Source organism: Curtobacterium sp. MCLR17_040, from assembly GCF_003234735.1.
GTDB classification, from domain to species: Bacteria; Actinomycetota; Actinomycetes; order Actinomycetales; family Microbacteriaceae; genus Curtobacterium; species Curtobacterium flaccumfaciens.
In genome coordinates this window covers 45,770-66,443 of the sequence record NZ_QKTE01000019.1, presented here as the reverse complement: position 1 = coordinate 66,443, position 20,674 = coordinate 45,770, and the positions used below count along the sequence as shown (strand labels likewise).

Annotated in this window: 17 protein-coding genes and 1 other RNA gene; 13 read left to right on the top strand and 5 right to left on the bottom strand. The window is 72.5% G+C overall.

Annotation, left to right across the window (positions count from 1 at the left end; genetic code table 11):
* Positions 1-44: 44 nt before the first annotated feature.
* Positions 45-611 carry a GIY-YIG nuclease family protein gene (locus DEJ01_RS14715; RefSeq protein ID WP_111093430.1) on the bottom strand — a complete coding sequence of 189 codons (567 nt, stop codon included), beginning with the start codon at positions 609-611 and terminating at the stop codon, positions 45-47.
* A 577-nt stretch (positions 612-1,188) separates the two neighbouring features.
* On the bottom strand, positions 1,189-2,034 hold the full coding sequence (locus DEJ01_RS14710; RefSeq protein WP_111093429.1) for a siderophore-interacting protein: 846 nt from the start codon (positions 2,032-2,034) through the stop codon (positions 1,189-1,191).
* 84 nt (positions 2,035-2,118) lie between these two features.
* On the opposite strand from DEJ01_RS14710, the gene DEJ01_RS14705 reads away from it, so the two are divergent.
* From DEJ01_RS14705 to DEJ01_RS14660, 10 genes are all read left to right on the top strand, one after another.
* Positions 2,119-2,811, top strand: coding sequence for a heme oxygenase (biliverdin-producing) (locus tag DEJ01_RS14705; RefSeq protein ID WP_111093428.1), 693 nt, complete (start codon positions 2,119-2,121; stop codon positions 2,809-2,811).
* A 184-nt stretch (positions 2,812-2,995) separates the two neighbouring features.
* A complete protein-coding gene (locus DEJ01_RS14700) occupies positions 2,996-5,653 on the top strand; it encodes a phosphoenolpyruvate carboxylase (RefSeq protein WP_111093427.1) in 2,658 nt (885 codons plus the stop codon).
* 630 nt (positions 5,654-6,283) lie between these two features.
* The gene (locus tag DEJ01_RS14695; RefSeq protein WP_258375730.1) at positions 6,284-7,492 is read left to right on the top strand and encodes a multidrug effflux MFS transporter; all 1,209 of its coding nucleotides are present in this window, start codon (positions 6,284-6,286) and stop codon (positions 7,490-7,492) included.
* A 59-nt stretch (positions 7,493-7,551) separates the two neighbouring features.
* Entirely contained in the window at positions 7,552-7,887 is a 336-nt protein-coding gene (locus tag DEJ01_RS14690) for an STAS domain-containing protein (RefSeq protein WP_017886068.1), read from the top strand.
* Positions 7,887-8,300 (top strand): ATP-binding protein, encoded by a 414-nt coding sequence (locus DEJ01_RS14685; RefSeq protein WP_111093425.1) that lies wholly within the window; start codon positions 7,887-7,889, stop codon positions 8,298-8,300. Before DEJ01_RS14690 ends, DEJ01_RS14685 begins: the two co-directional genes overlap by 1 nt.
* 130 nt (positions 8,301-8,430) lie before the next feature.
* Positions 8,431-9,414, top strand: a complete 984-nt coding sequence (locus DEJ01_RS14680; protein WP_111046878.1) for an AraC family transcriptional regulator — start codon at positions 8,431-8,433, stop codon at positions 9,412-9,414.
* A gap of 64 nt (positions 9,415-9,478) precedes the next feature.
* Positions 9,479-10,123 (top strand): alpha/beta hydrolase, encoded by a 645-nt coding sequence (locus DEJ01_RS14675; protein ID WP_111093424.1) that lies wholly within the window; start codon positions 9,479-9,481, stop codon positions 10,121-10,123.
* A gap of 107 nt (positions 10,124-10,230) precedes the next feature.
* Positions 10,231-11,322 carry a hypothetical protein gene (locus DEJ01_RS14670; RefSeq protein WP_111093423.1) on the top strand — a complete coding sequence of 364 codons (1,092 nt, stop codon included), beginning with the start codon at positions 10,231-10,233 and terminating at the stop codon, positions 11,320-11,322.
* Between the two features lie 149 nt (positions 11,323-11,471).
* Positions 11,472-12,317 carry a Nif3-like dinuclear metal center hexameric protein gene (locus tag DEJ01_RS14665; RefSeq protein ID WP_111093422.1) on the top strand — a complete coding sequence of 282 codons (846 nt, stop codon included), beginning with the start codon at positions 11,472-11,474 and terminating at the stop codon, positions 12,315-12,317.
* A 2-nt stretch (positions 12,318-12,319) separates the two neighbouring features.
* Positions 12,320-13,054 (top strand): zinc ribbon domain-containing protein, encoded by a 735-nt coding sequence (locus tag DEJ01_RS14660; protein WP_111093421.1) that lies wholly within the window; start codon positions 12,320-12,322, stop codon positions 13,052-13,054.
* A 411-nt stretch (positions 13,055-13,465) separates the two neighbouring features.
* Here DEJ01_RS14660 and rnpB read toward each other — a convergent pair.
* The 3 genes from rnpB to map all read right to left on the bottom strand — a co-directional run bounded on the left by rnpB (position 13,466) and on the right by map (position 15,661).
* Positions 13,466-13,826: RNase P RNA component class A (rnpB, locus tag DEJ01_RS14655), an RNA gene on the bottom strand.
* A gap of 180 nt (positions 13,827-14,006) precedes the next feature.
* Complete coding sequence (gene ppgK, locus DEJ01_RS14650; RefSeq protein WP_027465446.1) at positions 14,007-14,756, bottom strand: polyphosphate--glucose phosphotransferase; 750 nt, start codon at positions 14,754-14,756, stop codon at positions 14,007-14,009.
* A gap of 41 nt (positions 14,757-14,797) precedes the next feature.
* On the bottom strand, positions 14,798-15,661 hold the full coding sequence (gene map / locus DEJ01_RS14645) for a type I methionyl aminopeptidase (RefSeq protein WP_071403965.1): 864 nt from the start codon (positions 15,659-15,661) through the stop codon (positions 14,798-14,800).
* 218 nt (positions 15,662-15,879) lie between these two features.
* On the opposite strand from map, the gene DEJ01_RS14640 reads away from it, so the two are divergent.
* The 3 genes from DEJ01_RS14640 (at position 15,880) to DEJ01_RS14630 (ending at position 20,510) form a co-directional block, all read left to right on the top strand.
* Positions 15,880-16,059 (top strand): SPOR domain-containing protein, encoded by a 180-nt coding sequence (locus tag DEJ01_RS14640; RefSeq protein ID WP_111023013.1) that lies wholly within the window; start codon positions 15,880-15,882, stop codon positions 16,057-16,059.
* Between the two features lie 125 nt (positions 16,060-16,184).
* Positions 16,185-17,522 carry a type I glutamate--ammonia ligase gene (gene glnA, locus DEJ01_RS14635; protein ID WP_027465449.1) on the top strand — a complete coding sequence of 446 codons (1,338 nt, stop codon included), beginning with the start codon at positions 16,185-16,187 and terminating at the stop codon, positions 17,520-17,522.
* A 36-nt stretch (positions 17,523-17,558) separates the two neighbouring features.
* On the top strand, positions 17,559-20,510 hold the full coding sequence (locus DEJ01_RS14630) for a bifunctional [glutamine synthetase] adenylyltransferase/[glutamine synthetase]-adenylyl-L-tyrosine phosphorylase (protein ID WP_111093420.1): 2,952 nt from the start codon (positions 17,559-17,561) through the stop codon (positions 20,508-20,510).
* Positions 20,511-20,674: the final 164 nt, after the last annotated feature.

Genomic DNA, 20,674 nt, shown 5'->3' with positions numbered 1-20,674 from the left:
GGCACCGCGACCGGCTGAGCCCGCGCCGACCGCCCGGGCACGGCTCAGCCTCGCAGCGCGAGCGCCTCGCTCGTCCACCGGGCGTGCAGGTCCCACGGGTCGTCGACCCCGGCAGCGACGGTGTCCACGTGGGCCAGGAGTTCCGGCGTGACCCGGAACCACTCGGTACCCGGGTACCGGCTGGCGGCGAAGGCGGCGTGCCGTCGGCGTTCGAGAATCCGGTCACCGCGCTCGAACGCCAGCAGGTCCTGGTGCGGGATCGCCGCGAGCCGCTGCCGGGGGTTCATCGTCGTGCCGATCTTGATGCGGTCGCCGAAGTCGTCGCGCATCCGCAGGTAGTAGACGACGTCGACCCGAGGGGGAGCTAGGTCGCCGTCCGGCACGTCGCCCCACCGCCACTCGCACCGGGCACACACCGTGCCCGAGGGGTACCGCACCCCGATCCGTGACCCGCACGCCGGGCACGGGCCGGGCAGGGCGTCCTCGATCCCGGGGTGTTCGGCCGCGAGGTCGGCGACGAACGCGACGTGCGCGCCGCACAGGGGGACGCCCGCGAGTCCGTCCGCGAGCACGCCTGCGCAACCCGGCACGCAGCACGACGAGGTGACCATGCGCCGAACGCTAGCCCGACCCACCGACGTGTCCCGGGCCTCCCGGCCGCTGCGCGCGCTGGGCTTGCCGGGCGTACCGGGCCGAACCGGGCGTACCGGGCCGAACCGGGCGTCCCCGGTCGAACCGGGCGTCCCTGGTCGAATCGGGCGTCCCTGGTCGAACCGGGCGTCCTTGGTCTGTTCTTCCGACCAGGTATGCCCGTTCCCACCAGCCATCGCGCCCGTTCTGGGAAAGAACGGGCGTTCCTGCGGCAACCGGGCGCCCCGCACGTCCGCCGAACCGGGCGTACCGACCGAGAACGGGCGTGCCGGGCGTGCCTGGTCGAATCGGGCGTACCTGGTCCGTTCTTCTGACCAGGTACGCCCGTTTCCACCAGCCATCGCGCCCGTTATGGGAAAGAACGGGCGTACCTGCGGGAAACGGGCGCCCCGCACGTCCGCCGATCCGGGCGTACCGACCGAGAACGGGTGTACCTGGTCGAACCGGGCGTACCCGGTCCGCTCTTCCGACCAGGTACGCCCGTTCCCACCAGCCATCCCGCCCGTCATGGGAAGGAATAGACACGCAGGCCCGCCGTCAGTCGGTGAAGATCACCCCGACGGGCTCGCGCTTCTCCTCCTGGAACTCGTCCTCACCACGACCGAGCGCCCAGTACGCCGACAACGACATCTCGCGCTTCTCCAGCCCCCAGTCGTCCTGCAACAGCCGACGGATCGCCTTCATCGCGGTCCGCTCGCCGTGCGCGAATACCTGGACCGGCCGGGAGGCACGCGGCAGCCCGCGGGCCGTCTCCAGCAGGAGCGTGCCCGGCTGGGCGCCGGTGGCGTCCCGGTGCAGCCACCGCAGGTCGACCCCGGCCGGGTGCCGGATGTCCTGCTCGTCCGCGGGCCCGGCCACCTCGACCAGGGCGACCCCGGTGGCGGAGTCGGGCATCGACTCGAGTGCTGCGCCGATCGCGGGCAGGGCGCTGTCGTCACCGAGCAGCACGTGCGTGACGGCCGGGTCCGTGGTGGGCGCGTAGCCACCACCGGGCCCGGACAGGGCGAGTCGATCGCCCGGCTGCGCGGACGCTGCCCAGGGACCGGCGAGGCCCTCGTCGCCGTGGACGACGAAGTCGATCGCGATGGTCCGCGTGGTGTGGTCGACCGCGCGCACCGTGTAGGTGCGGCGGGCGGGGCGGTCGTGTTTCGGCAGGGTCTCGCGCAGGGCCTCGAGGTCGTACGGCGGCACCAGTCCGAGCGACGGCTTCGCGAGCAGGAGCTTGACGTACTTGTCGGTCGAGCCGAGCCGGTCGGGGTCGGCCTGGGCGACGAAGTCCTCGAAGGCCGAGCCGCCCAGGTGCACGCGCACCATGTGGGGCGAGAGCCGTTCGGTGCGGTCGACGACGAAGACGTGCTGGGGGCGTTTGGGTTTCGAGCTCATCGTGGGGGAGCTTCCTCTCGCGGGTTCGGCGTCACCTGGGTGATCCCTGCTTGACGCGCGCATCACTAAGGTTAGCCTTACCTCATGGACTCGACCGTCATCCCGTTCTCCGAGCTGCTGCGGCGTCGCACGCGGCGCTCGCACGGTGCCTCGGCCACGAGCGGCTTCATGCAGGACTTGCTCGGCGGCGACTGCGACGTCGCCGACTACGCGGACCTGCTCGGACAGTACGCCTTTGTGTACGACGCACTCGAGCGGGCGGCGGAACGCATGGCCGACCACCCCGTGGCGGCACCGTTCGTCACCGCGCAGCTCACCCGGATGCCGGCGATCCGTGCCGACCTCGAGTACCTGATCGGCCCGGACTGGTCCGAACTGGTGTGCCCGCTACCCGCGACGACCGCGTACGTGCGACGCCTCAACGAGGTCGCGGCGGAGTGGCCCGGCGGCTTCGTGGCGCACCACTACACGCGGTACCTCGGCGACGTGTCCGGCGGGCACGTGATCGGGCAGGTGCTGGCCGAGCGGTTCGGGTTCGACACGAACGGTGTCCTCTTCTACATCTTCGACCAGGTCGCCGACCCGAGCGACTTCGAGCACACCTACCGGGCCCAGCTCGACGCCGCGCCCTGGACGGCAGAGGAACAGGAGCGGGTGATCGCCGAGGTCGAGCTCGCCTACGAGCTGAACCGTGGGCTGCTCGCCGGCCTCGATGCCCGCCGTGCGCCGTTCCGTCAGGAGCCGGGGGACACGACGGTCGCCGCCGTCACGGCCTGACCGCACAGCGGGTGTCGTCGAGGCAGGCCAGCGCGGACCCTGCCCCGCGTCCGTCCGGACCCGGCCCCGCGTCCGTCCGGACCCTGCCCCGCGTCCGTCCGGACGGTCGACGTCATGCGCCCCCGGGTGCCGATACGCTGCTGGGACCCGGGACCAGCCTCCCGGACGACCCGGAAAGGACTCCATGACGGCGATCGACGGATCTGCACGCCACGAGCGCGCGCGGGACGACGTCAGCGGTGCGGTCGACAGTGACCTGCGCGCCGACGTCCGGTACCTCGGCAACCTCCTCGGCCGGGTGCTGCGGGAGAACGGGGGCGACGAACTGCTCCACGACGTGGAGTCGTTGCGCGCCGCCGTGATCGACGCCTACGAGGGCGACCACGCCGAGGGTGCAGCGCGTGCCCAGGCGATCGTCTCGGGCATGTCGGCCGAACGCGCCGAGGCTGTGGCACAGGCGTTCACCACCTACTTCCACCTGACGAACCTGGCCGAGGAGCACCACCGCGTGCGGGTCCTCCGGCAGCGCGGTGACGACGGTGGCGTGGCCGGCGACTCGTTCCCCGCCACCTACGCCGAGCTCGTCGCCGAGGTCGGCGAGGCCGAGGCCGCCGAGCGTCTCCGCACCCTGCGGTTCCACCCGGTGCTGACGGCCCACCCGACCGAGGCCCGCCGCCGCGCGGTCACCACGGGTGTCCGCCGCATCACGGACCTCATCGACGAGCGTGACCGCGCCCGGAACGCGACGGCCCGCGCCGAGAACGAGCGCCGCCTGCTCGAGGAGATCACGACCCTCCTGCGCACCTCGCCGCTCCGGACCACCCGGCCGACCCCGCTCGACGAGGTCCGTACCGCGATGAGCGTGTTCGACCAGACCCTGTTCGAGATCGTCCCGCAGGTCTACCGCCTGCTCGACGACCGGCTGCAGGGCGACGACGCCGGCCGCGCTCCTGTGATCGCGCCCGCGTTCGTGCGGTTCGGCACCTGGATCGGCGGCGACCGCGACGGCAACCCGCACGTGACGGCCGACGTCACCCGCCAGGCCGCCGAGATCGCGGCGGAGCACATCCTGCTCGGCCTCGCCCGCGCGACCACCCGCATCGGCAGCGCCCTGACGCTCGACGCGAGCGACACCCCCGCGGACGCCGGCCTCACCGCCCTCGTCGCCGCGCAGGAGTCCCTCGACCCGGGCATCGCCGAGCGCATCGGCGTCCGCGCACCGAACGAGACCCACCGTCGTGCGCTCCTGTTCGTCGCCGCGCGCATCGACGCCACCCGGACCGGCACCACGCCGCTGGCCTACGACGGCCCCGAGGCGCTGCTGGCCGACCTCCGCACGATCCAGGCGTCGCTCATCGCAGCCGGCGCGATCCGCCCGGCGAACGGCGAGCTGCAGAACCTGATCTGGCAGGTCGAGACCTTCGGGTTCCACCTGGCCGAGCTCGAGGTCCGGCAGCACTCGCAGGTGCACCGCACGGCCCTGGCCGAGATCCGCGCCGGTGGCGAACTGAGCGAGACCACCGAAGAGGTCCTCGCCGTGTTCCGCACGATCGCCGGGCTGCAGTCCCGCTACGGCGTCCGCGCGGCGAACCGGTACATCGTCTCCTTCACGCAGTCCCCGGCGGACCTGGCGAACGTGCACGAACTCGCGGTCGCCGCGCTCGGGTCCGCCGAGGCCGCGCCGGTGCTCGACGTCATCCCGCTGTTCGAGACCTTCGCCGACCTGCACGCCAGCGTCGACATCCTCGACGAGGCCGTCCGCACCGAGGCGTTCCAGCGACGCCTCGCCGCGACCGGCCGTCGACTCGAGGTCATGCTCGGCTACTCCGACTCGTCGAAGGACGTCGGCCCGGTGTCCGCGAACCTGGCGCTGTACGACGCGCAGGCCCGCATCGCCGACTGGGCCCGAGACAACGACATCGAGCTGACCCTGTTCCACGGCCGGGGCGGTTCGCTCGGCCGCGGTGGCGGTCCCGCCAACGAGGCCGTCCTCGCGCAGCCGCCGGGGTCGATCGACGGTCGCCTGAAGCTCACCGAGCAGGGCGAGGTCATCTTCGCCCAGTACGGCGACCAGGACATCGCCGCCCGCCACCTCGAGCAGATGGCCTCGGCGACGCTGTTCGCGTCGACGCCGTCGAACGAGGCGCGGACCGCCGCCGCGGCCGCCCGGTTCGCCGACCTCGCCCAGCAGCTCGACGACGTCTCGCGCGTCGCGTTCTACGACCTGGTCAAGGCCGACGGCTTCGCGCCCTGGTTCGCCCGGGTCACCCCGATGGAGGAGATCGGCCTGCTGCCCCTCGGCTCCCGCCCGGCCCGTCGTGGCCTGTCGGTGGAGTCGCTGGAGGACCTCCGCGCCATCCCGTGGGTGTTCTCGTGGACGCAGGCGCGCATCAACCTCGCCGGCTGGTACGGGCTCGGCTCCGCGCTCGAGGCCGTCGGCGACGTCGATGTCCTCCGCGCCGCCTACGCCGACTGGCCGCTCTTCGCCGCGATGATCAAGAACGTCGAGATGTCGCTCGCGAAGACCGACGAGCACATCGCCCGCCGGTACCTCGAGCTCGCCGACCGCGACGACCTCGCCGCGAAGGTGCTCGACGAGATGGTCCGCACCCGCGACTGGGTGCTCCGCGTCTCCGGCGGCAGCGACGTGCTCGAGGACCGACCCGTCCTCGCCCGCGCCGTGCGCCTCCGCAGCCCGTACGTCGACGCGCTGTCGCACCTGCAGCTCCGTGCGCTGCGCGCCATCCGCACGTCCGGCAGCACGGACCCGACGGACGCCGACCACCGGCTCCTGCTGCTCACCGTCAACGGGATCGCGGCCGGCCTGCAGAACACGGGCTGACGCCCCCACGCCACGGACAGGAGGCCCGGTGCCAGCTGGCACCGGGCCTCCCGTCCGTCCGCGCGCACGTCCCGGGCCGCGCCGTCGAGTGGTCACGAGGCGTCGGCTGCGCCGTCGCCGGGCGACGGAACGTGACCACTCGGCGGACGTGAGCGAGGTGTCGTGACCGCTCGCGCCTCGCGCCGCTGCCCTCGCCGAGAGGTCAGGACACGTCGGGTGGCCCCGGCCCAGTGGTCACGAAGCGTCGGCTGCGCCGTCGCCGGGCGACGGAACGTGACCACCCGGCGGACGTGAGCGGGGTGTCGTGACCGCTCGCGCCTCGCGCCGTCGGTCGGCCCGAGCGGTCAGGACACGTCGGGTGGCCCCGGCCGAGTGGTCACGAGGCGTCGGCTGCGCCGTCGCCGGGCGACGGAACGTGACCACTCGGCGGACGTGAGCGGGGTGTCGTGACCACTCGCGGCGCCGGACGGGAGGCCCGTGGCGGGCCCGCACCGGGCCTCCCGTCCGTCCCCGCGCACGTCCCGGGCCGCACTTCGTGAGCAGCAACGGTCGCCTCCGGCACCGCGAACCGACCGTTGCTGCTCAGGAAGTGCCCGTCGAATCGATTCGGGGACGCGTAGCGTGTCCGAGGTGACGACGGAGCGCAGCCTGGGACCGACGACGACCGTGCTGCCCCCGATCGTGCCGCTGGCGCTCATCGTCGGGGTCTCGCCGTTCGCGACGGACATGTACATCCCCGCACTCCCGGCCATCGCACGCGACCTCGGCACCACGCCCGGCGCCGTGCAGCTGTCGCTCACGGCGTTCCTCGTGGCCTTCGCGGTCGGCCAGCTGCTCGTCGGACCGGTGAGCGACGGGATCGGTCGTCGGCCGATGCTCGTCGTCGGGACCGCCCTGTTCGCCCTCGCGTCGGTCGGCTGCGCGCTCGCCCCCGACGTCGTGACGCTGGTGGTGGCCCGCGTCGCCCAGGGACTCGGCGGAGCCGCGGGCGCCGTGGCCGGTCGGGCGATGGTGTCCGACGTGACGAGCGGCACCCGGATGGCGAAGGTGTTCGGCACGCTCGCGGCCATCAACGCGATCGGCCCCGTGGTGGCCCCGCTCGCCGGGGGAGCGGTGCTGACGGTCGGCACGTGGCGGCTCATGTTCGTCGTGCTGGCCGTGCTCGGTGCCGTGTTCTTCGTGGCCGTGGTCCTGCGGTTCCGCGAGACCCTGCCGCCGGAGCGCCGTGGCGGGGTCGGGTTCGCGGCCAACGGGCAGCGGATCCGCGAGCTCCTGGCGATCCCGCGGTTCCGGGCCTACGTGCTGAGCGGGGTGCTGTCGACGGTGGGGTTCTTCGCGTACATCGCGACGAGCTCGTTCGTGTTCCAGTCGGAGTTCGGGTTCTCCGAGGGGCTGTACACGCTCGTCTTCGCCACGAACGCGTCGATGATGATCGTCACGACGCTGCTGTTCGGCCGGCTCGTCGGGCGGTTCAGCGAGGACGCCCTGCTGACCCTGGGCCTGGTCGTCGGGACGGTCGGAGCCACGGCCGTGCTGGTGTCGGCGCTCCTCGGGCTCGGGCCGGTGCCGGTGTGGTGCGCCCTCGCGGTCGTGACGGCCGCGTGGGGCTTCGTCCTGCCGGCGGCGATGACCCGCACGCAGCACGTCGGTGCGGCGCACCCGGGCACCGCGGCTGCCCTGCAGGGCGGCCTGACCTTCGGCATCGGCGGTCTCGGCACCCCGCTCGCCGGCGCCCTCGGCGGCACCGCACTGGCGATGGGCGGGGTGATGGCAGCGCTGATGGCCGCGGCCGTCGTGGTCCAGGTGACGGCGACGCGGCGAAACCGGTCCCACAACTGAGGGGCTGAGCCGGTAGGTTGCTGGTTGCAAGGCGCACCGATCTGAGGAGACCCACCGAGATGGACATCGTCGTACACGAGGCGGAGACCGACACCGCCGTCCTGGAGTGCAGCGGCCGGCTCAACATGGTCTCCGCGCCCACCTTCCGCGAGACCGTCGCCCAGATCGTCGGCAACGGGCGTTCGCGACTCGTGGTCGAGCTCTCCGGGGTCGAGTTCATGGACTCCTCCGGCCTGGGCGCCCTGGTCGGCAGCCTGAAGACTGCGCGGCAGGCCGGCGGCGACCTCCGCATCGCGGCACCGTCGGAACAGGTCCAGATGGTGCTCAAGCTCTCCAACATCGACAAGATCCTGCGGACGTACCCCGACGGGGACGCCGCGGTGACCGACTGGTGATGACCGCCCCCGTCGCCGAGCACATGCTCGCACTGGCGTGCCCCCCGGACGACGTGTCCGCCGTGCACGACTTCCTCGCAGGCGTCTGGCAGCACGAGCCGTCCGTCGCCGCCGAGGACCGGATGGCCCTCGAGCTCGCCCTGGTCGAACTCACCTCGAACGTCATCGAGCACGGCGCCCGCCCGGATGGTGTCTCGTGCGAGCTCCGGCTCGAGATCGGCGACGAGCGCTTCCAGGCGCTGCTGTCCGACGACGGGGTCGCGGCGACGGTGGATCCCGACGACGCCGTGCTGCCCGACGACTTCGCCGAGGGCGGTCGCGGACTCGCCCTCGTCCGCATGGTCGTCGACGACCTGCGGTACGAACGCGTGGCCGACCGGAACCGCTGGACGGTGCTGCGCTCCCGGCACTGAGCGGGAGCACGGCCGTCATCGATCGGCCGAGTCGCAACGGTCGTCCGCCCAGCGCACTTCGTGGGCCGTTAACCGCAATGACGGGTCGGCGATTGTCGCGTTTCCCGGACACCGTGTCACGATTCGCGCGATGACTGTCGACCCCGATCCCCGGATCCGGTTCGAGACGTCCGGCGCCGGACTCGACGCGGCCGTGCAACTGTACGAAGAGGCCTACGAGAGCACGGGGTTCTCGGCGTCCCGGACCGATCGTCCGTTCGCGTACCGGTTCCAGGTCGTGGGCGACGGATCGATGACCTTCCGCTCCACCCGGTTCGACGGGCGGATGCAGGGCGAGGTCGAGGTCCCCGACGAGTACGTCGTGATGTGGACGTCGGACGGCGGTGGCCGCGTCGACGTCGGTCGCCAGGAGGTCGACTTCGCACCGGGGGCCCCGCGGGTGTTCCCGACGCGGCGTCCCTTCGTGTTCGACCTGCAGGACGTCCGCCAGAGCCTCGTGCAGTTCGACCGCACGTACCTGGAGGGCGTCGCCGCCGAGGTGCACGGCACCCGGCCCGGCCCCCTCGTGTTCGACCACACCGCAGCGCCCCGGCCCGAGGACCTCCGCGCCTGGAACGCCCGGGTGCAGCGCGCCGCGGCGATCGTGCTCGGCCCGGCACCGCTCACCGCACTGGCCCTCGCCGAGACCGTGCGGGAGACCGCGCTGGCGTTCCTCGACACGTTCCCGCACGAGACCATCGCCCCCGACGTCGCGCTGCCACAGGGTGCCACTGGTCGCGTCCGCGAGGCCGTAGAGTTCATGCACGCCTTCGCCCACACGCCCGTCACGACGACGGACGTCGCCGAGCACGTCGGCCTGAGCGTCCGGGGGCTGCAGCAGGCGTTCCAGCGGCAGGTCGGAACGGCGCCGAACGCGTTGCTGCGGGGGATCCGGCTGGACCGCGTGCACGAGGAACTCCGCCGCGCGTCGGCGGGCGACCTGACGGTGGCGAGCGTTGCCTTGCGCTGGGGCTTCGCGCACCTCGGTCGGTTCTCGGCGGCGTACGCGTCGCGCTTCGGGCAGTACCCGCGCGACACGCTGCAGCAGCCCCGGGGCGCGGTCCCGCAGCTCTGAGCCGGGCAGCGCACCGCGCGTCACACTCCGGAACGGTGCCTCGCCGATTCGCTACGCTGCCCGGGTGAGCAGACCGCGACCGTGGGTGATCGTCCCCGGCATCTGGAACTCGGGCCCGGACCACTGGCAGTCCGTCTGGGAGCGGGAGCAGCAGGACGAGCGCGACGAGCACGACGAGCACATCCAGCACGACGAGCACATCCAGCACGACCACCGCCCCCAGCAGCCCGCCGCCGTCCGCATCGCCCCCACCTCGTGGAGCGACCCGGACCCGGACGACTGGCGCGCCGCGATCTCCGAGGCCGCGGCCTCGTGCCCGGAGCCCCCGGTCCTCATCGCCCACAGCCTCGGCGTCCTGGCCGTCGCCGACTGGCTCGCCACCACGGCGGACGCTCCCGCGCTCGTCGCCGGTGCCTTCCTCGTCGCCCCGCCCGACCCACTCGGCGACACGTTCCCGGACGAGGCCGCGGGCTTCGTGACACCGCGCCCGGTGCCCTCGGCCCAGCAGGTTCCGACACGCCTCGTCGTGAGCGACGACGACCCGTACTGCAACGCTGACCGGGCACTCGTGTTCGCCGAGGCGATGGGCGCGGACGTCGTCCGTGTCGGCGCTCTCGGGCACGTGAACGTCGCGAGTGGCGTCGGTGCCTGGCCCGCGGGCCGGGAACTGCTGCGGGCGTTCGAGGACGGCCTCCGCTCACCTCGGTGACCACGGGGTGCGACACGCCGCTCAACTCCGCGCCGATATGGCAGGCGGTGCAGCGACACACCGCGGATGTCCCGCGTTTCGGCCCGCGCGATATTTATCCTTCGGACATGGAGACCCAGTCCGGCGCACGCACCCCGCTCGTGGACCCGTTCGGCCGCGAGCTCGAGGAGTGGCTCCGCGACGCACCGGCGACCCGTGCCCCGTACGTGCCGGACCTCGTCGTCCCGCCCGTCACCGGCCCCGTGCAGCGCCCCGGACACGCCGCGAGCAGCAGCACCGCCGCCGCAGCGACCGCCGATGCGACGACCGCCGACCAGCTGACCATCCCGGCGCACGTCGCCACCCCGGCACCGGCCGACGTGACGACCCGGTCGGCACCCGTCGCCGCCCCCGCGTTCCGCCGCGACCGCGCCCGCCACGCCGCCGTCTGCGCCCCGTCGTTCCCGGAGCCGCCGGAGCGTCTGGCCCTGCGCATCGAGGACCTCGCGGTGGAGGTGTCGTCGTCCACGGGCCGCAGCAGCATCGAGCGCATCGTCCTGCTCGAGGACGAGGTCCGCCGCCGTGACGAGGACCTCGCTCGCCTCGCCGCGTGGGAGGCCACCGTCGCCGGCTCCGACGACCCCGAGGTGACGGCCGCCCGCGCCTTCGCCCACACCGTCTTCGCCGACCTGCTCACCGACGCCGCCGCCGAGGCGGACCGCCGCGACCGTGCCGCAGCCCGCCGCGCAGCGACCGCGCCGGTGGCGCTCGTCACCCGGCCGGCACCCGTGCCGACCCGCGCAGCACCGAGCGTCCCCGCAGCACCGAGCGTCCCCGCAGCAGCGCAGGCCGCACCCACCGCGGAAGCCGCGCCGGTGGTGGCACTCGTCACCCCGGAACGCGACGAACCCGTCCGACCGGTGCTGGGCCTCCCGGCCGTGTCCCCGGTGTCCGCGGCCACGCGACCGACCCCGCTCGTCCTGCCCGCCACCGGGCCGACGGTCATCGACCGCGCGGCCTTCGCCGCCGCGCTCACCGCGCACCAGGGCGTCACCGCGAGCACGCCGGTTGTCCTGCCGGATGCCGTCGCCGCACCCGTCGTCCCGGCCCCCGTCGTGGACGCGACGGAAGCCGACTCCGCCACGGCAGCAGCGCCGGCCCCGGCCGGCTGGTGGTCGCGACTCGTCGACCGGCTGCTCGGCCTGCTCGGTCGTCGCTGACGCCCCGCGATCGCGGCGCGATCGGCTGCACCGCTTCCGGTCACCCCGCTTCCGGTCACCCCGCTTCCGGCCCTACTGCCTGGAGGCCCAGATCACCCCACACGGACCGGCTACCCCGTCCGGGGCGGTCGCCTCGGTAGACTGACGGGATGCCGACGCTCCGCGAACTCCAGGCCGTGATCGAGGACCTGTGGCCCGCCGCCGGTGCCGAGTCGTGGGACTCCGTCGGCCTCGTCGCAGGCGACCCGGACGCCACCGTCGAGCACGTGCACCTCGCCGTCGATGCGGTGCCGGCCACCGCCCGTGAAGCCGTCGAAATCGGTGCCGGGCTCCTGCTCACGCACCACCCGCTGCTGCTCCGCGGGGTGACGACGATCGCCGAGTCGACCTACAAGGGCAGCGTCCTCGCGACCCTCGTTCGCGGCGGCAGCGCCCTGCTCGCGGCGCACACCAACGCCGACGTCGTGACGACCGGCACCTCGGCGGTCCTCGCCGACCGCCTGGCGCTCACCGAGCAGCGACCGCTCGACGCCGGAGCCGACCCCGACACGGGCATCGGTCGCGTCGGCGTGCTGCCCGAGGGGACGACCCTCGGCGCCCTCGCCCGGAAGCTCGTCGACCTGCTGCCGCCGACGGCCACCGGCGTCCGTGTCTCCGGTGACTTCGACCAGCCCGTCCGCACCGTGGCGCTCTGCGCGGGTGCCGGCGACTCGCTGCTCGGCCACCCCGCCGTGCTCGACGCCGACGTCTACATCACGAGCGACCTGCGGCACCACCCGGCCTCGGAGTTCCGCGAACAGGCGCTCCTCGGCGGCGGGCCGGCGCTCATCGACACCTCGCACTGGGCCACCGAATGGCTCTGGCTCGACGTCGCCGCAGAGCAGCTGCGCACCCGGGCCGGGGTCCGCGTCACCGTGAGCGACCTCCGCACCGACCCGTGGGACTTCGCCGTCCTGCCGGCCGCCGAACCCACCACCCCCACAGAAGGAGCCTGACCATGAAGGCAGCACCCGAGGACCAGGTCATCCTCCTCGACGTCCAGCGTCTCGACAACGACGTCACCCGCATCGCGCACCGCATCACGTCGTTGCAGAAGGGCGACCAGCTGACCGAGCTGAGCAAGCAGGCCGCGGCGCTCCGGAGCGAACTCGTCGCCGCCACCGGCGAGGTCGAGGACGCCGAGCGCGACCTCGCCCGCCTGGAGTCCGACACCGCGGTCGCGCAGGCCCGTGTCGAACGCGACACCACGATGCTGCAGAACGTCGCGAACGCGAAGGACGCCGCCGGACTGCAGAGCGAGCTCGACTCGCTGCAGCGGCGCATCGGCGGCCTCGAGACCGCCGAGCTCGAGATCATGGAGAACCTCGACGGCCTCCGCGCCCGGGTCGGTGACGTCGAGGCGAAGCTCGCCGACGTCGAGGCCGCCCGCGGTGGTCTGGTCACCGAGCGCGACGCCGAGATCGCCCGGCTCACGGCCGACCGCGAGTCCGCCGAGCAGGCCCGTGCCGACGTCGCCGCCAAGGTGCCTGCCGAGCTGCTCGCCCTGTACGACCGGCAGCGTGCGCGCTACGGCTTCGGCGCCTCGCTGCTGCAGGGCGGCGTGTCGACGGCCTCGGGCGTGGCGCTCAACAACTCCGACCTGCAGACGATCCGCCGGGCTGCGCCTGACGACGTGGTGCTGTGCCCCGACAGCGACGCGATCCTGGTGCGGACGGCCGAGTCCGGGCTGTAGACGCGAGCGACGTCCGTGGCGGAGGCGCGGTGCCAGCCGGCACCGCGCCTCCTGTCCGTCGGGGGCTGGTCGCAACGCGTCGGGTGCGTGCCGCCGAGCGGTCACGAACGGTCGGCTGGGGTCGTGCCGGCCGACACTTTGTGACCACTCGGCGAAGCTGAGCGGGGAGTCGTGACCGTGCGCGCCGCCTGCGCCGCCTGACGGGAGGCCCGTGGCGGCGCCGCACCGCGCCTCCCGTCCGTCGTGGGCTGGTCGCAACGCGTCGCTCGCCGGGCGCCGAAAGGTCACGAACCGTCGGCTGCGGCCCTGCCGGCCGACACTTTGTGACCACTCGGCGGACCAGAGCGGGGAGTCGTGACCGCGCGCGCCGCGCGCGACGTCCGCGTGGACCGACGCGGCACGGAGGAGGGGCGAATGGGCCGGCCGTACGCCGGGTTCTGTCCCGCCGCTTGCACGGCGGTGACGGCCATCTCTCTCGGACCGACGTTGCCGTCGGCCTCCAGCGGTCTACCCGAGGACTCGGCGAGCAGCCTCAACGTCCTCTGTCTGACCTTGCTCCGGGCGAGGTTTACCGAGCGGATCCGGTCACCCGGACCCCTGGTGGTCTCTTACACCACCGTTTCACCCTTACCGACGTTGCCGCCGGCGGTCTGCTTTCTGTGGCACTGTCTCGCGGATTGCTCCGGGTGGGTGTTACCCACCGCCCTGCTCTGTGGAGCCCGGACGTTCCTCGGCGCTCCCGGGGGAGCGACGCGACCGTCTCACCGACCCATTCGCTGGAGCGAGTCTACCCGGCTCCGCGGTGCCCGATGCGAGGTGAGCCCCACGCACACGCGTACCTGATGAGAACGGGCGTACCTGGTCGGAAGTTCCGACCAGGTACGCCCGATTCGACCAGGTACGCCCGATTCGACCAGGTACGCCCGATTCGACCGGGTACGCCCGACCCGGACTAGACGCTGCGCGCCGCCAGGGTCGCGGCACCGATGATGCCGGCGTTGTTGCGGAGCGTCGCGGGGATGATGTCCGCCTGCAGGTCGAGCAGCGGGAGGAACTCCTCGTACTGCTTCGAGACCCCGCCGCCGACGACGAACAGCTCGGGGGAGAGCAGTGCCTCGAGCGTCGAGTAGTACTTCTGCAGGCGCTTCGCCCAGTGCTTCCACGACAGGTCGTCGCGCTCCTTGGCGGCGAACGAGGCGCGGGACTCGGCGTCGTGCCCCTCGATCTCCAGGTGCCCGAGCTCCGAGTTGACGATGAGCACGCCGTCGTTGATGAGCGCGGTGCCGATGCCGGTGCCGAGCGTCGTCACGATGACCAGGCCGTCCTTGCCCTTGGCCGCACCGAACTGCTGCTCGGCGAACCCGGCGGCGTCGGCGTCGTTGACGAAGTGGATGGAGCGGCCGAGTTCCTTCTCGAACAGCGCCTCGGCCTCGAAGCCGATCCACTTCTTCGACACGTTCGCGGCGGACATCGTCTTGCCGTCCCGCACGATCGCCGGGAAGCAGACCCCGACGGGCACGTCGTCACCGGGAGCGAGCTCGCCGATGATCTCCTTGACCACCGCCGTGATGTCCTGGGGCTTCCCGCCCTCAGGCGTGGCCTTCTTGATGCGGTCCGTGGTGAGGGCACCGGACGCGACGTCGACGATCGCGCCCTTGATGCCCGTACCACCGATGTCGACGCCGACTGCGAGGGAGGTCATGAGGTTGTCGTGCCTTTCGGTTGCCTGCCGGAGGTGTCCGGTCAGGAGACGGTGAGGAGCTCCGCGCCGCGTTCGGTGACGACGAGGGTGTGCTCGAACTGCGCGGTCCACGACTTGTCACGGGTCGAGACCGTCCAGTCGTCGGACCAGATGTCGGCCTCGATGCCGCCGAGCGTGAGCATGGGTTCGATGGTGAACACCATGCCGGGTTCGATCACCGTGTCGTACTGCGGTGCGTCGTAGTGGGGGATGATCAGGCCGGAGTGGAACGCCCGACCGACGCCGTGTCCGGTGTAGTCGCGGACGACGCCGTAGCCGAAGCGCTTCGCGTACGCCTCGATAGCGCGACCGATGACGTTGACCTGCCGGCCCGGGGCGACGGCCTTGATGCCGCGACGCAGTGCTTCTTCGGTCCGGGTGACCAGGTCCGACACCTCGGGCGCGGCCTGCCCGACGACGAACGTGCGGTTTGTGTCGCCGTGCATGCCGTCCTTGTAGGCGGTGATGTCGATGTTGACGAGGTCGCCCTCCTGCAGGACGGTGTCGTCGGGGATGCCGTGGCAGATGACCTCGTTGAGGCTCGAGCAGAGCGACTTCGGGTAGCCGCGGTACCCGAGCGTGGAGGGGTAGGCGCCGTGCGCGACGACGAACTCGTGCCCGATCCGGTCCAGCTCGTCCGTGGTCACACCGGGGCGGATGGCTTCGCCGACGGCGTCGATGGCCTGCGACGCGATGCGTCCGGCGACCCGGATGCGCTCGACCTCGTCCGGTGTGTAGGTGTCACCGAGACCGTGCTCGTGGGGCTCGACCTTCCCGACGTACTCCGGACGCTCGATGTCCTTCGGGACGGCGCGGTGCGGGGAGATGCGGCCGGCGGTCAGGTGTCCGTGTTCGTCCCGGGGCATGCGGACCACTCTAGCCGCGGCGCGACGCGCCGAACGCAACCGCCCCAGGGCGCAGCCCGACGCGCCGAGCGCGACCGCCCCGGGGTGCGGCCCGACGCGCCGAGCACAACGCCCCGGGGTGCGGCCCGACGTGGTGGACGTGACTGCCTGGAGGCCCGGTGCCGGTCCGCCGGACCGGCACCGGGCCTCCAGACGGTTGCGTGGGTACGGTGGGCGGCATGAGCGAAGAACGCATCGAGTCCCAGTGGTGGTTCAACGACAAGACCGGCCAGGTCGAGCAGGGCCCGCAGTCCCCGCAGCGCGACCGGATCGGCCCGTTCGCGACGCGCGAGGAGGCGCAGCACGCGCTCGACCGCATCGCCGCGAACAACGAGAAGTGGGACGCCGAGGACCGCTGAGCTCCGCGGCCGGCGCTCCGCCGGCGCCCCGGTGACGGCGCGTCGCACGGCCCCGCGCACACCGCCGGACCACTAGCCTGGGACGAGGCCCGCCAGCGGCCACCCGATACACGGAAAGGTCGTGCATGGACAAGCAGACGGACTTCGTGCTCCGCACCATCGAGGAGCGCGGCATCAAGTTCATCCGACTCTGGTTCACGGACGTCATCGGGACGCTGAAGTCGGTGGCGATCGCCCCGGCCGAGGTCGAGGGCGCGTTCGCCGAGGGCATCGGGTTCGACGGCTCCGCGATCGAGGGCCTCACCCGTTCCTACGAGGCCGACGTCCTGGCACACCCGGACCCCTCGACCTTCCAGATCCTGCCGTGGCGCGGCGAGATCGACCCCACCGCGCGGATGTTCTGCGACATCACGACGCCGGACGGGCAGCCCGCCGTGGCCGACCCCCGCAACGTGCTGAAGCGCACCCTGGCGCGGGCGAGTGACCGCGGGTTCACGTTCTACACGCACCCCGAGATCGAGTTCTACCTGCTCAAGAGCCGCGAGTGGAAGGACGGCGGCCCTCAGCCCGTCGACCAGGCCGGCTACTTCGACAACGTCCCCGGCGGCAGCGCCCACGACTTCCGCCGCCGGTCGGTCCGGATGCTCGAGGACCTCGGCATCTCGGTCGAGTTCTCGCACCACGAGGCCGGCCCCGGGCAGAACGAGATCGACCTCCGCTACGCCGACGCACTGACGATGGCGGACAACATCATGACCTTCCGCACCGTGGTGAAGGAAGTGGCGATCGAGCAGGGCGTCTACGCGACGTTCATGCCGAAGCCGATCTCGGGCCAGCCCGGTTCCGGCATGCACACCCACGTCTCGCTGTTCGAGGGCGACCAGAACGCCTTCTACGAGGCCGGTGGCCAGTACCAGCTGTCGCAGACCGCCAAGCACTTCATCGCCGGGGTGCTCAAGCACGCGCCGGAGATCACCGCGGTGACGAACCAGTTCGTCAACTCGTACAAGCGGCTCTGGGGCGGCGACGAGGCCCCGTCCTTCGTCACGTGGGGCCACAACAACCGCTCGGCCCTGGTGCGCGTGCCGCTCTACAAGCCGAACAAGGGCCAGTCCTCGCGCATCGAGTACCGCGGCATCGACTCGGCGGCGAACCCGTACCTGGCGTACTCGCTGCTGCTCGCCGCCGGGCTCAAGGGCATCGAGGAAGAGTACGAGCTCCCCGCCGAGGCCGAGGACAACGTCTGGAGCCTCAGCGACTCGGAGCGCCGGGCCCTGGGCTACAGCCAGCTGCCCGCGAGCCTCGACCACGCCCTGAGCCTCATGGAGGACTCCGAGCTGGTGGCCGAGACCCTCGGCGAGCAGGTGTTCAACTTCGTGCTGCTCAACAAGCGGCAGGAGTGGAAGCGCTACCGCGACCAGGTCACCCCGTTCGAGCTCGACACCAACCTCGGCGCGCTCTAGAACCGAGCGCCCTGACCCCTCGGGAGCACGTTCCACATGACCGGTCGGACGACGACGTCACGTTCGGAGCTGGCCCGTCTGGGGTTCGCCGAGCTGTCGGAGAGCCTCGAGCGGGCTGCCGACCTGGAGGCCCGGTTCGGCCCCGACGTGCCGCTGCCGGTCGCCGGGTCTGCCGCGCTCTGGGGCGGCACCGCTGATCCGGACGGCGCCCTGCGGATGCTCGAGCGGCTGCTCGAGCGCGCGCCGGACGAGCTCCGCCCCGTCCTGACGGACGACGCGGCGACCGAGCGTCTGATCCGCCTGCTCGGCGCCTCGATCGGTCTCGGGGAGTTCCTGCACCGCCGTCCGGCCGAGCTCGCACTGCTGCTCGAACCGGTCGGCGAACCGTGGTCGCAGGAGCGGTACACGGCGTCGCTGACCGAGGCCGTCGACGGTGCGACGGGTGAGGACGCCCGGATGCGCCTGCGCGTGCGCTACCGCCGGCACCTGGCCCAGATCGCCCTGTTCGACGTGCTGCACGCCGTGCCGACGGACGCGTTCCCGGCCGTCGCGGCGGGCCTCGCCGACCTGGCGGGCGCCACCCTCGACGCCGCGGTCGACATCGCCCGGCGCGAGGTCCCGTTCCCCGCGGCCGACGTCGCGGCGACCCCGCTCGCGGTGATCGCGATGGGCAAGGCCGGCGCCCGCGAGCTCAACTACGTCAGCGACGTCGACGTCATCTTCGTCACGGAGCCCACCGACGACGTCTCCACCGACCGGGCCGTGCTCGTCTCCACCCGCATCGCGATCGCCGCCATGCACGCGATCACGGACCTCGCCGCCGAACCCGCCCTGTGGGAGGTCGATGCGAACCTCCGGCCCGAGGGCAAGGACGGCGCACTCGTCCGCACCCTCGACTCGCACGTGGCGTACTACGAGCGCTGGGCGAAGGGGTGGGAGTTCCAGGCGCTGCTCAAGGCCCGTCCGATCGCCGGGTCCGCCGACCTGGGTGACCGGTACGCCGAGGCCGTCGCGTCGTTCGTGTGGAACTCGTCCACCCGGCCGGGGTTCGTCGAGTCGGTGCAGCGCATGCGTGAGCGGGTGACCGAGCACATCCCCGACGCCGACGTCGACCGGCAGCTCAAGCTCGGTCCCGGCGGCCTGCGGGACGTCGAGTTCACGGTGCAGCTCCTGCAGCTCGTGCACGGCCGTGACGACCCGTCCGTGCGGGTCCGGTCGACGCTCGAGGCGATGGACGCCCTGACCGACGCCGGGTACGTCGGCCGTGCCGAGGCCGCTCGGTTCGGCCCGGACTACGCGCTGCTTCGGGTGCTCGAGCACCGCATCCAGCTCCGGCGCCTGCAGCGGACGCACCTCATGCCCTCCGACGAAGAGGAGCTGCGGGTGCTCGCCCGGTCGAGCGGCGTCGCGGCGTCGGCGCCGGCGCTCGAGGCCCGCTGGCGCGCCGTGAAGCTCGAGGTCCGCGGGCTGCACGAGCGCCTGTTCTACCGGCCGCTGCTGTCCGCGGTGGCTTCGACCGAGGACGAGATCGTCCTGACCAACGACCAGGTCGTCGACCGGCTCGCCGGTGTCGGGTTCGTCGACCCCGCCGGAGCCGTCGGCCACATCCGCGCCCTCACGCAGGGCACGAGCCGGCGCGCGGCGATCCAGCGGAACCTGCTCCCGGTGCTCCTGCGCTGGATGGCCGAGGGGCCGGCGCCGGACCGTGCGCTGCTGGCCTTCCGGCGGTTGAGCGACGGCCTGGGGGAGTCGAGCTGGTTCCTCCGCATGCTGCGCGACTCGTCCGGCGCCGCGCACTCGCTCACCACCGTGCTGTCCGAGTCGGCGTTCCTGTCCGGGCTGCTCGAGCGGTTCCCCGAGGCGGTCGCCTGGCTCGACGAACCCGAAGCGCTCCTGCGTCCGCGGCCGATCGACTCCCTGCTCGCCGAGATGACCGCGACCACCGCCCGGCACGGCAACGACGTCGACGGCTCCGCGGCTCTGCTGCGCTCGGCCCGACGTCGGGAGACCCTGCGGCTCGGCATGGCCGCCGTGCTCGGCTCCCTCGACGTCGACGGCCTGGGCCCGGCGCTGAGCGACGTCACCGAGGCCACCCTCGCCGGCGCCCTCGCGCTCGCCCGCCGGGACGCGCCCGAGGGCTTCGAGTTCGGCATCATCGCGATGGGCCGGTACGGCGGGCGGGAGCTCGGCTTCGGGTCGGACGCCGACGTGCTGTACGTGTACCGCGCACCGGACCTGGCGCCCGAGGTCGCGTCACGGATCGCCCAGACCATCGTGCGCGAGCTCAACCGGCTCACTGAGGACACGATCCACCCGCTCGACCTCGACATCGACCTGCGCCCCGAGGGCAAGAACGGTCCCGTCGTGCGGACGCTCGAGTCCTACGGCGCCTACTACGCCCGCTGGTCGCTCACGTGGGAGGCGCAGGCGCTCCTCCGTGCCCGCGGTGCCGTCGGTGACGCACAGCTCCTGCGTGACTTCGAGCACCTCGCCGATCGCACCCGGTACCCCGAGCGGATCGATGATCACCAGGTGCGCGAGGTCCGCCGCATCAAGGCCCGCGTCGAGTCGGAGCGGCTGCCCCGCGGTGCCGACCCGGCCCGGCACCTCAAGCTCGGTCGCGGGTCGCTCAGCGACGTCGAGTGGTTCGTGCAGCTCCTGCAGCTGCAGCACGCGCTCGAGATCCCGTCGCTCCGGACCACGTCGACGCTCGAGGCGCTCGACGCCGCGGTCGACGCCGGACTCGTCGGCGCCGAGGACGGGGAGCGGCTCGGGGCTGCCTGGCGCTTCGCGTCGCGCACTCGCAGCGCCCTCGTGCTGTGGTCGGGGAAGACCACCGACGTGCTGCCCGTCGACCGCGTCCAGCTCGAGGGTGTCGCACGGCTGATGGAGTACCCGCCGGGCTCCGCGAGCCGCCTCGAGGACGACTACCTCGGCGTCACGCGGCGCGCCCGCCAGGTGTTCGAGCGCGAGTTCTACGGAGCCTGACCCGCCGCCGACGCAGCGCCGAGCACCTCGCGACACGCCCGAGCGTCCGCGGACGGACCCGACCTGAGCAGCCATCGAAGGTTAATTCTCCGTGTCGCACGACGTCCCCCGACGGCACCCTCTTCGTACCCCTGTTCGAAACGGAGTCCGGCTCGTTACCGGGC

Excerpts from the sequence above, each read along its gene's own strand:
- map (WP_071403965.1), bottom strand. The coding sequence starts at position 15,661 with ATGCCCCGGGACGAACACGGACACCTGACCGCCGGCCGCATCTCCCCG.
- DEJ01_RS14665 (WP_111093422.1), top strand. The coding sequence starts at position 11,472 with ATGCCGACGCTCCGCGAACTCCAGGCCGTGATCGAGGACCTGTGGCCC.
- DEJ01_RS14680 (WP_111046878.1), top strand. The coding sequence starts at position 8,431 with ATGACTGTCGACCCCGATCCCCGGATCCGGTTCGAGACGTCCGGCGCC.
- DEJ01_RS14715 (WP_111093430.1), bottom strand. The coding sequence starts at position 611 with ATGGTCACCTCGTCGTGCTGCGTGCCGGGTTGCGCAGGCGTGCTCGCG.
- DEJ01_RS14690 (WP_017886068.1), top strand. The coding sequence starts at position 7,552 with ATGGACATCGTCGTACACGAGGCGGAGACCGACACCGCCGTCCTGGAG.
- DEJ01_RS14630 (WP_111093420.1), top strand. The coding sequence starts at position 17,559 with ATGACCGGTCGGACGACGACGTCACGTTCGGAGCTGGCCCGTCTGGGG.
- DEJ01_RS14700 (WP_111093427.1), top strand. The coding sequence starts at position 2,996 with ATGACGGCGATCGACGGATCTGCACGCCACGAGCGCGCGCGGGACGAC.
- DEJ01_RS14685 (WP_111093425.1), top strand. The coding sequence starts at position 7,887 with ATGACCGCCCCCGTCGCCGAGCACATGCTCGCACTGGCGTGCCCCCCG.
- glnA (WP_027465449.1), top strand. The coding sequence starts at position 16,185 with ATGGACAAGCAGACGGACTTCGTGCTCCGCACCATCGAGGAGCGCGGC.
- DEJ01_RS14660 (WP_111093421.1), top strand. The coding sequence starts at position 12,320 with ATGAAGGCAGCACCCGAGGACCAGGTCATCCTCCTCGACGTCCAGCGT.
- DEJ01_RS14670 (WP_111093423.1), top strand. The coding sequence starts at position 10,231 with ATGGAGACCCAGTCCGGCGCACGCACCCCGCTCGTGGACCCGTTCGGC.
- DEJ01_RS14705 (WP_111093428.1), top strand. The coding sequence starts at position 2,119 with ATGGACTCGACCGTCATCCCGTTCTCCGAGCTGCTGCGGCGTCGCACG.
- DEJ01_RS14710 (WP_111093429.1), bottom strand. The coding sequence starts at position 2,034 with ATGAGCTCGAAACCCAAACGCCCCCAGCACGTCTTCGTCGTCGACCGC.
- ppgK (WP_027465446.1), bottom strand. The coding sequence starts at position 14,756 with ATGACCTCCCTCGCAGTCGGCGTCGACATCGGTGGTACGGGCATCAAG.
- DEJ01_RS14640 (WP_111023013.1), top strand. The coding sequence starts at position 15,880 with ATGAGCGAAGAACGCATCGAGTCCCAGTGGTGGTTCAACGACAAGACC.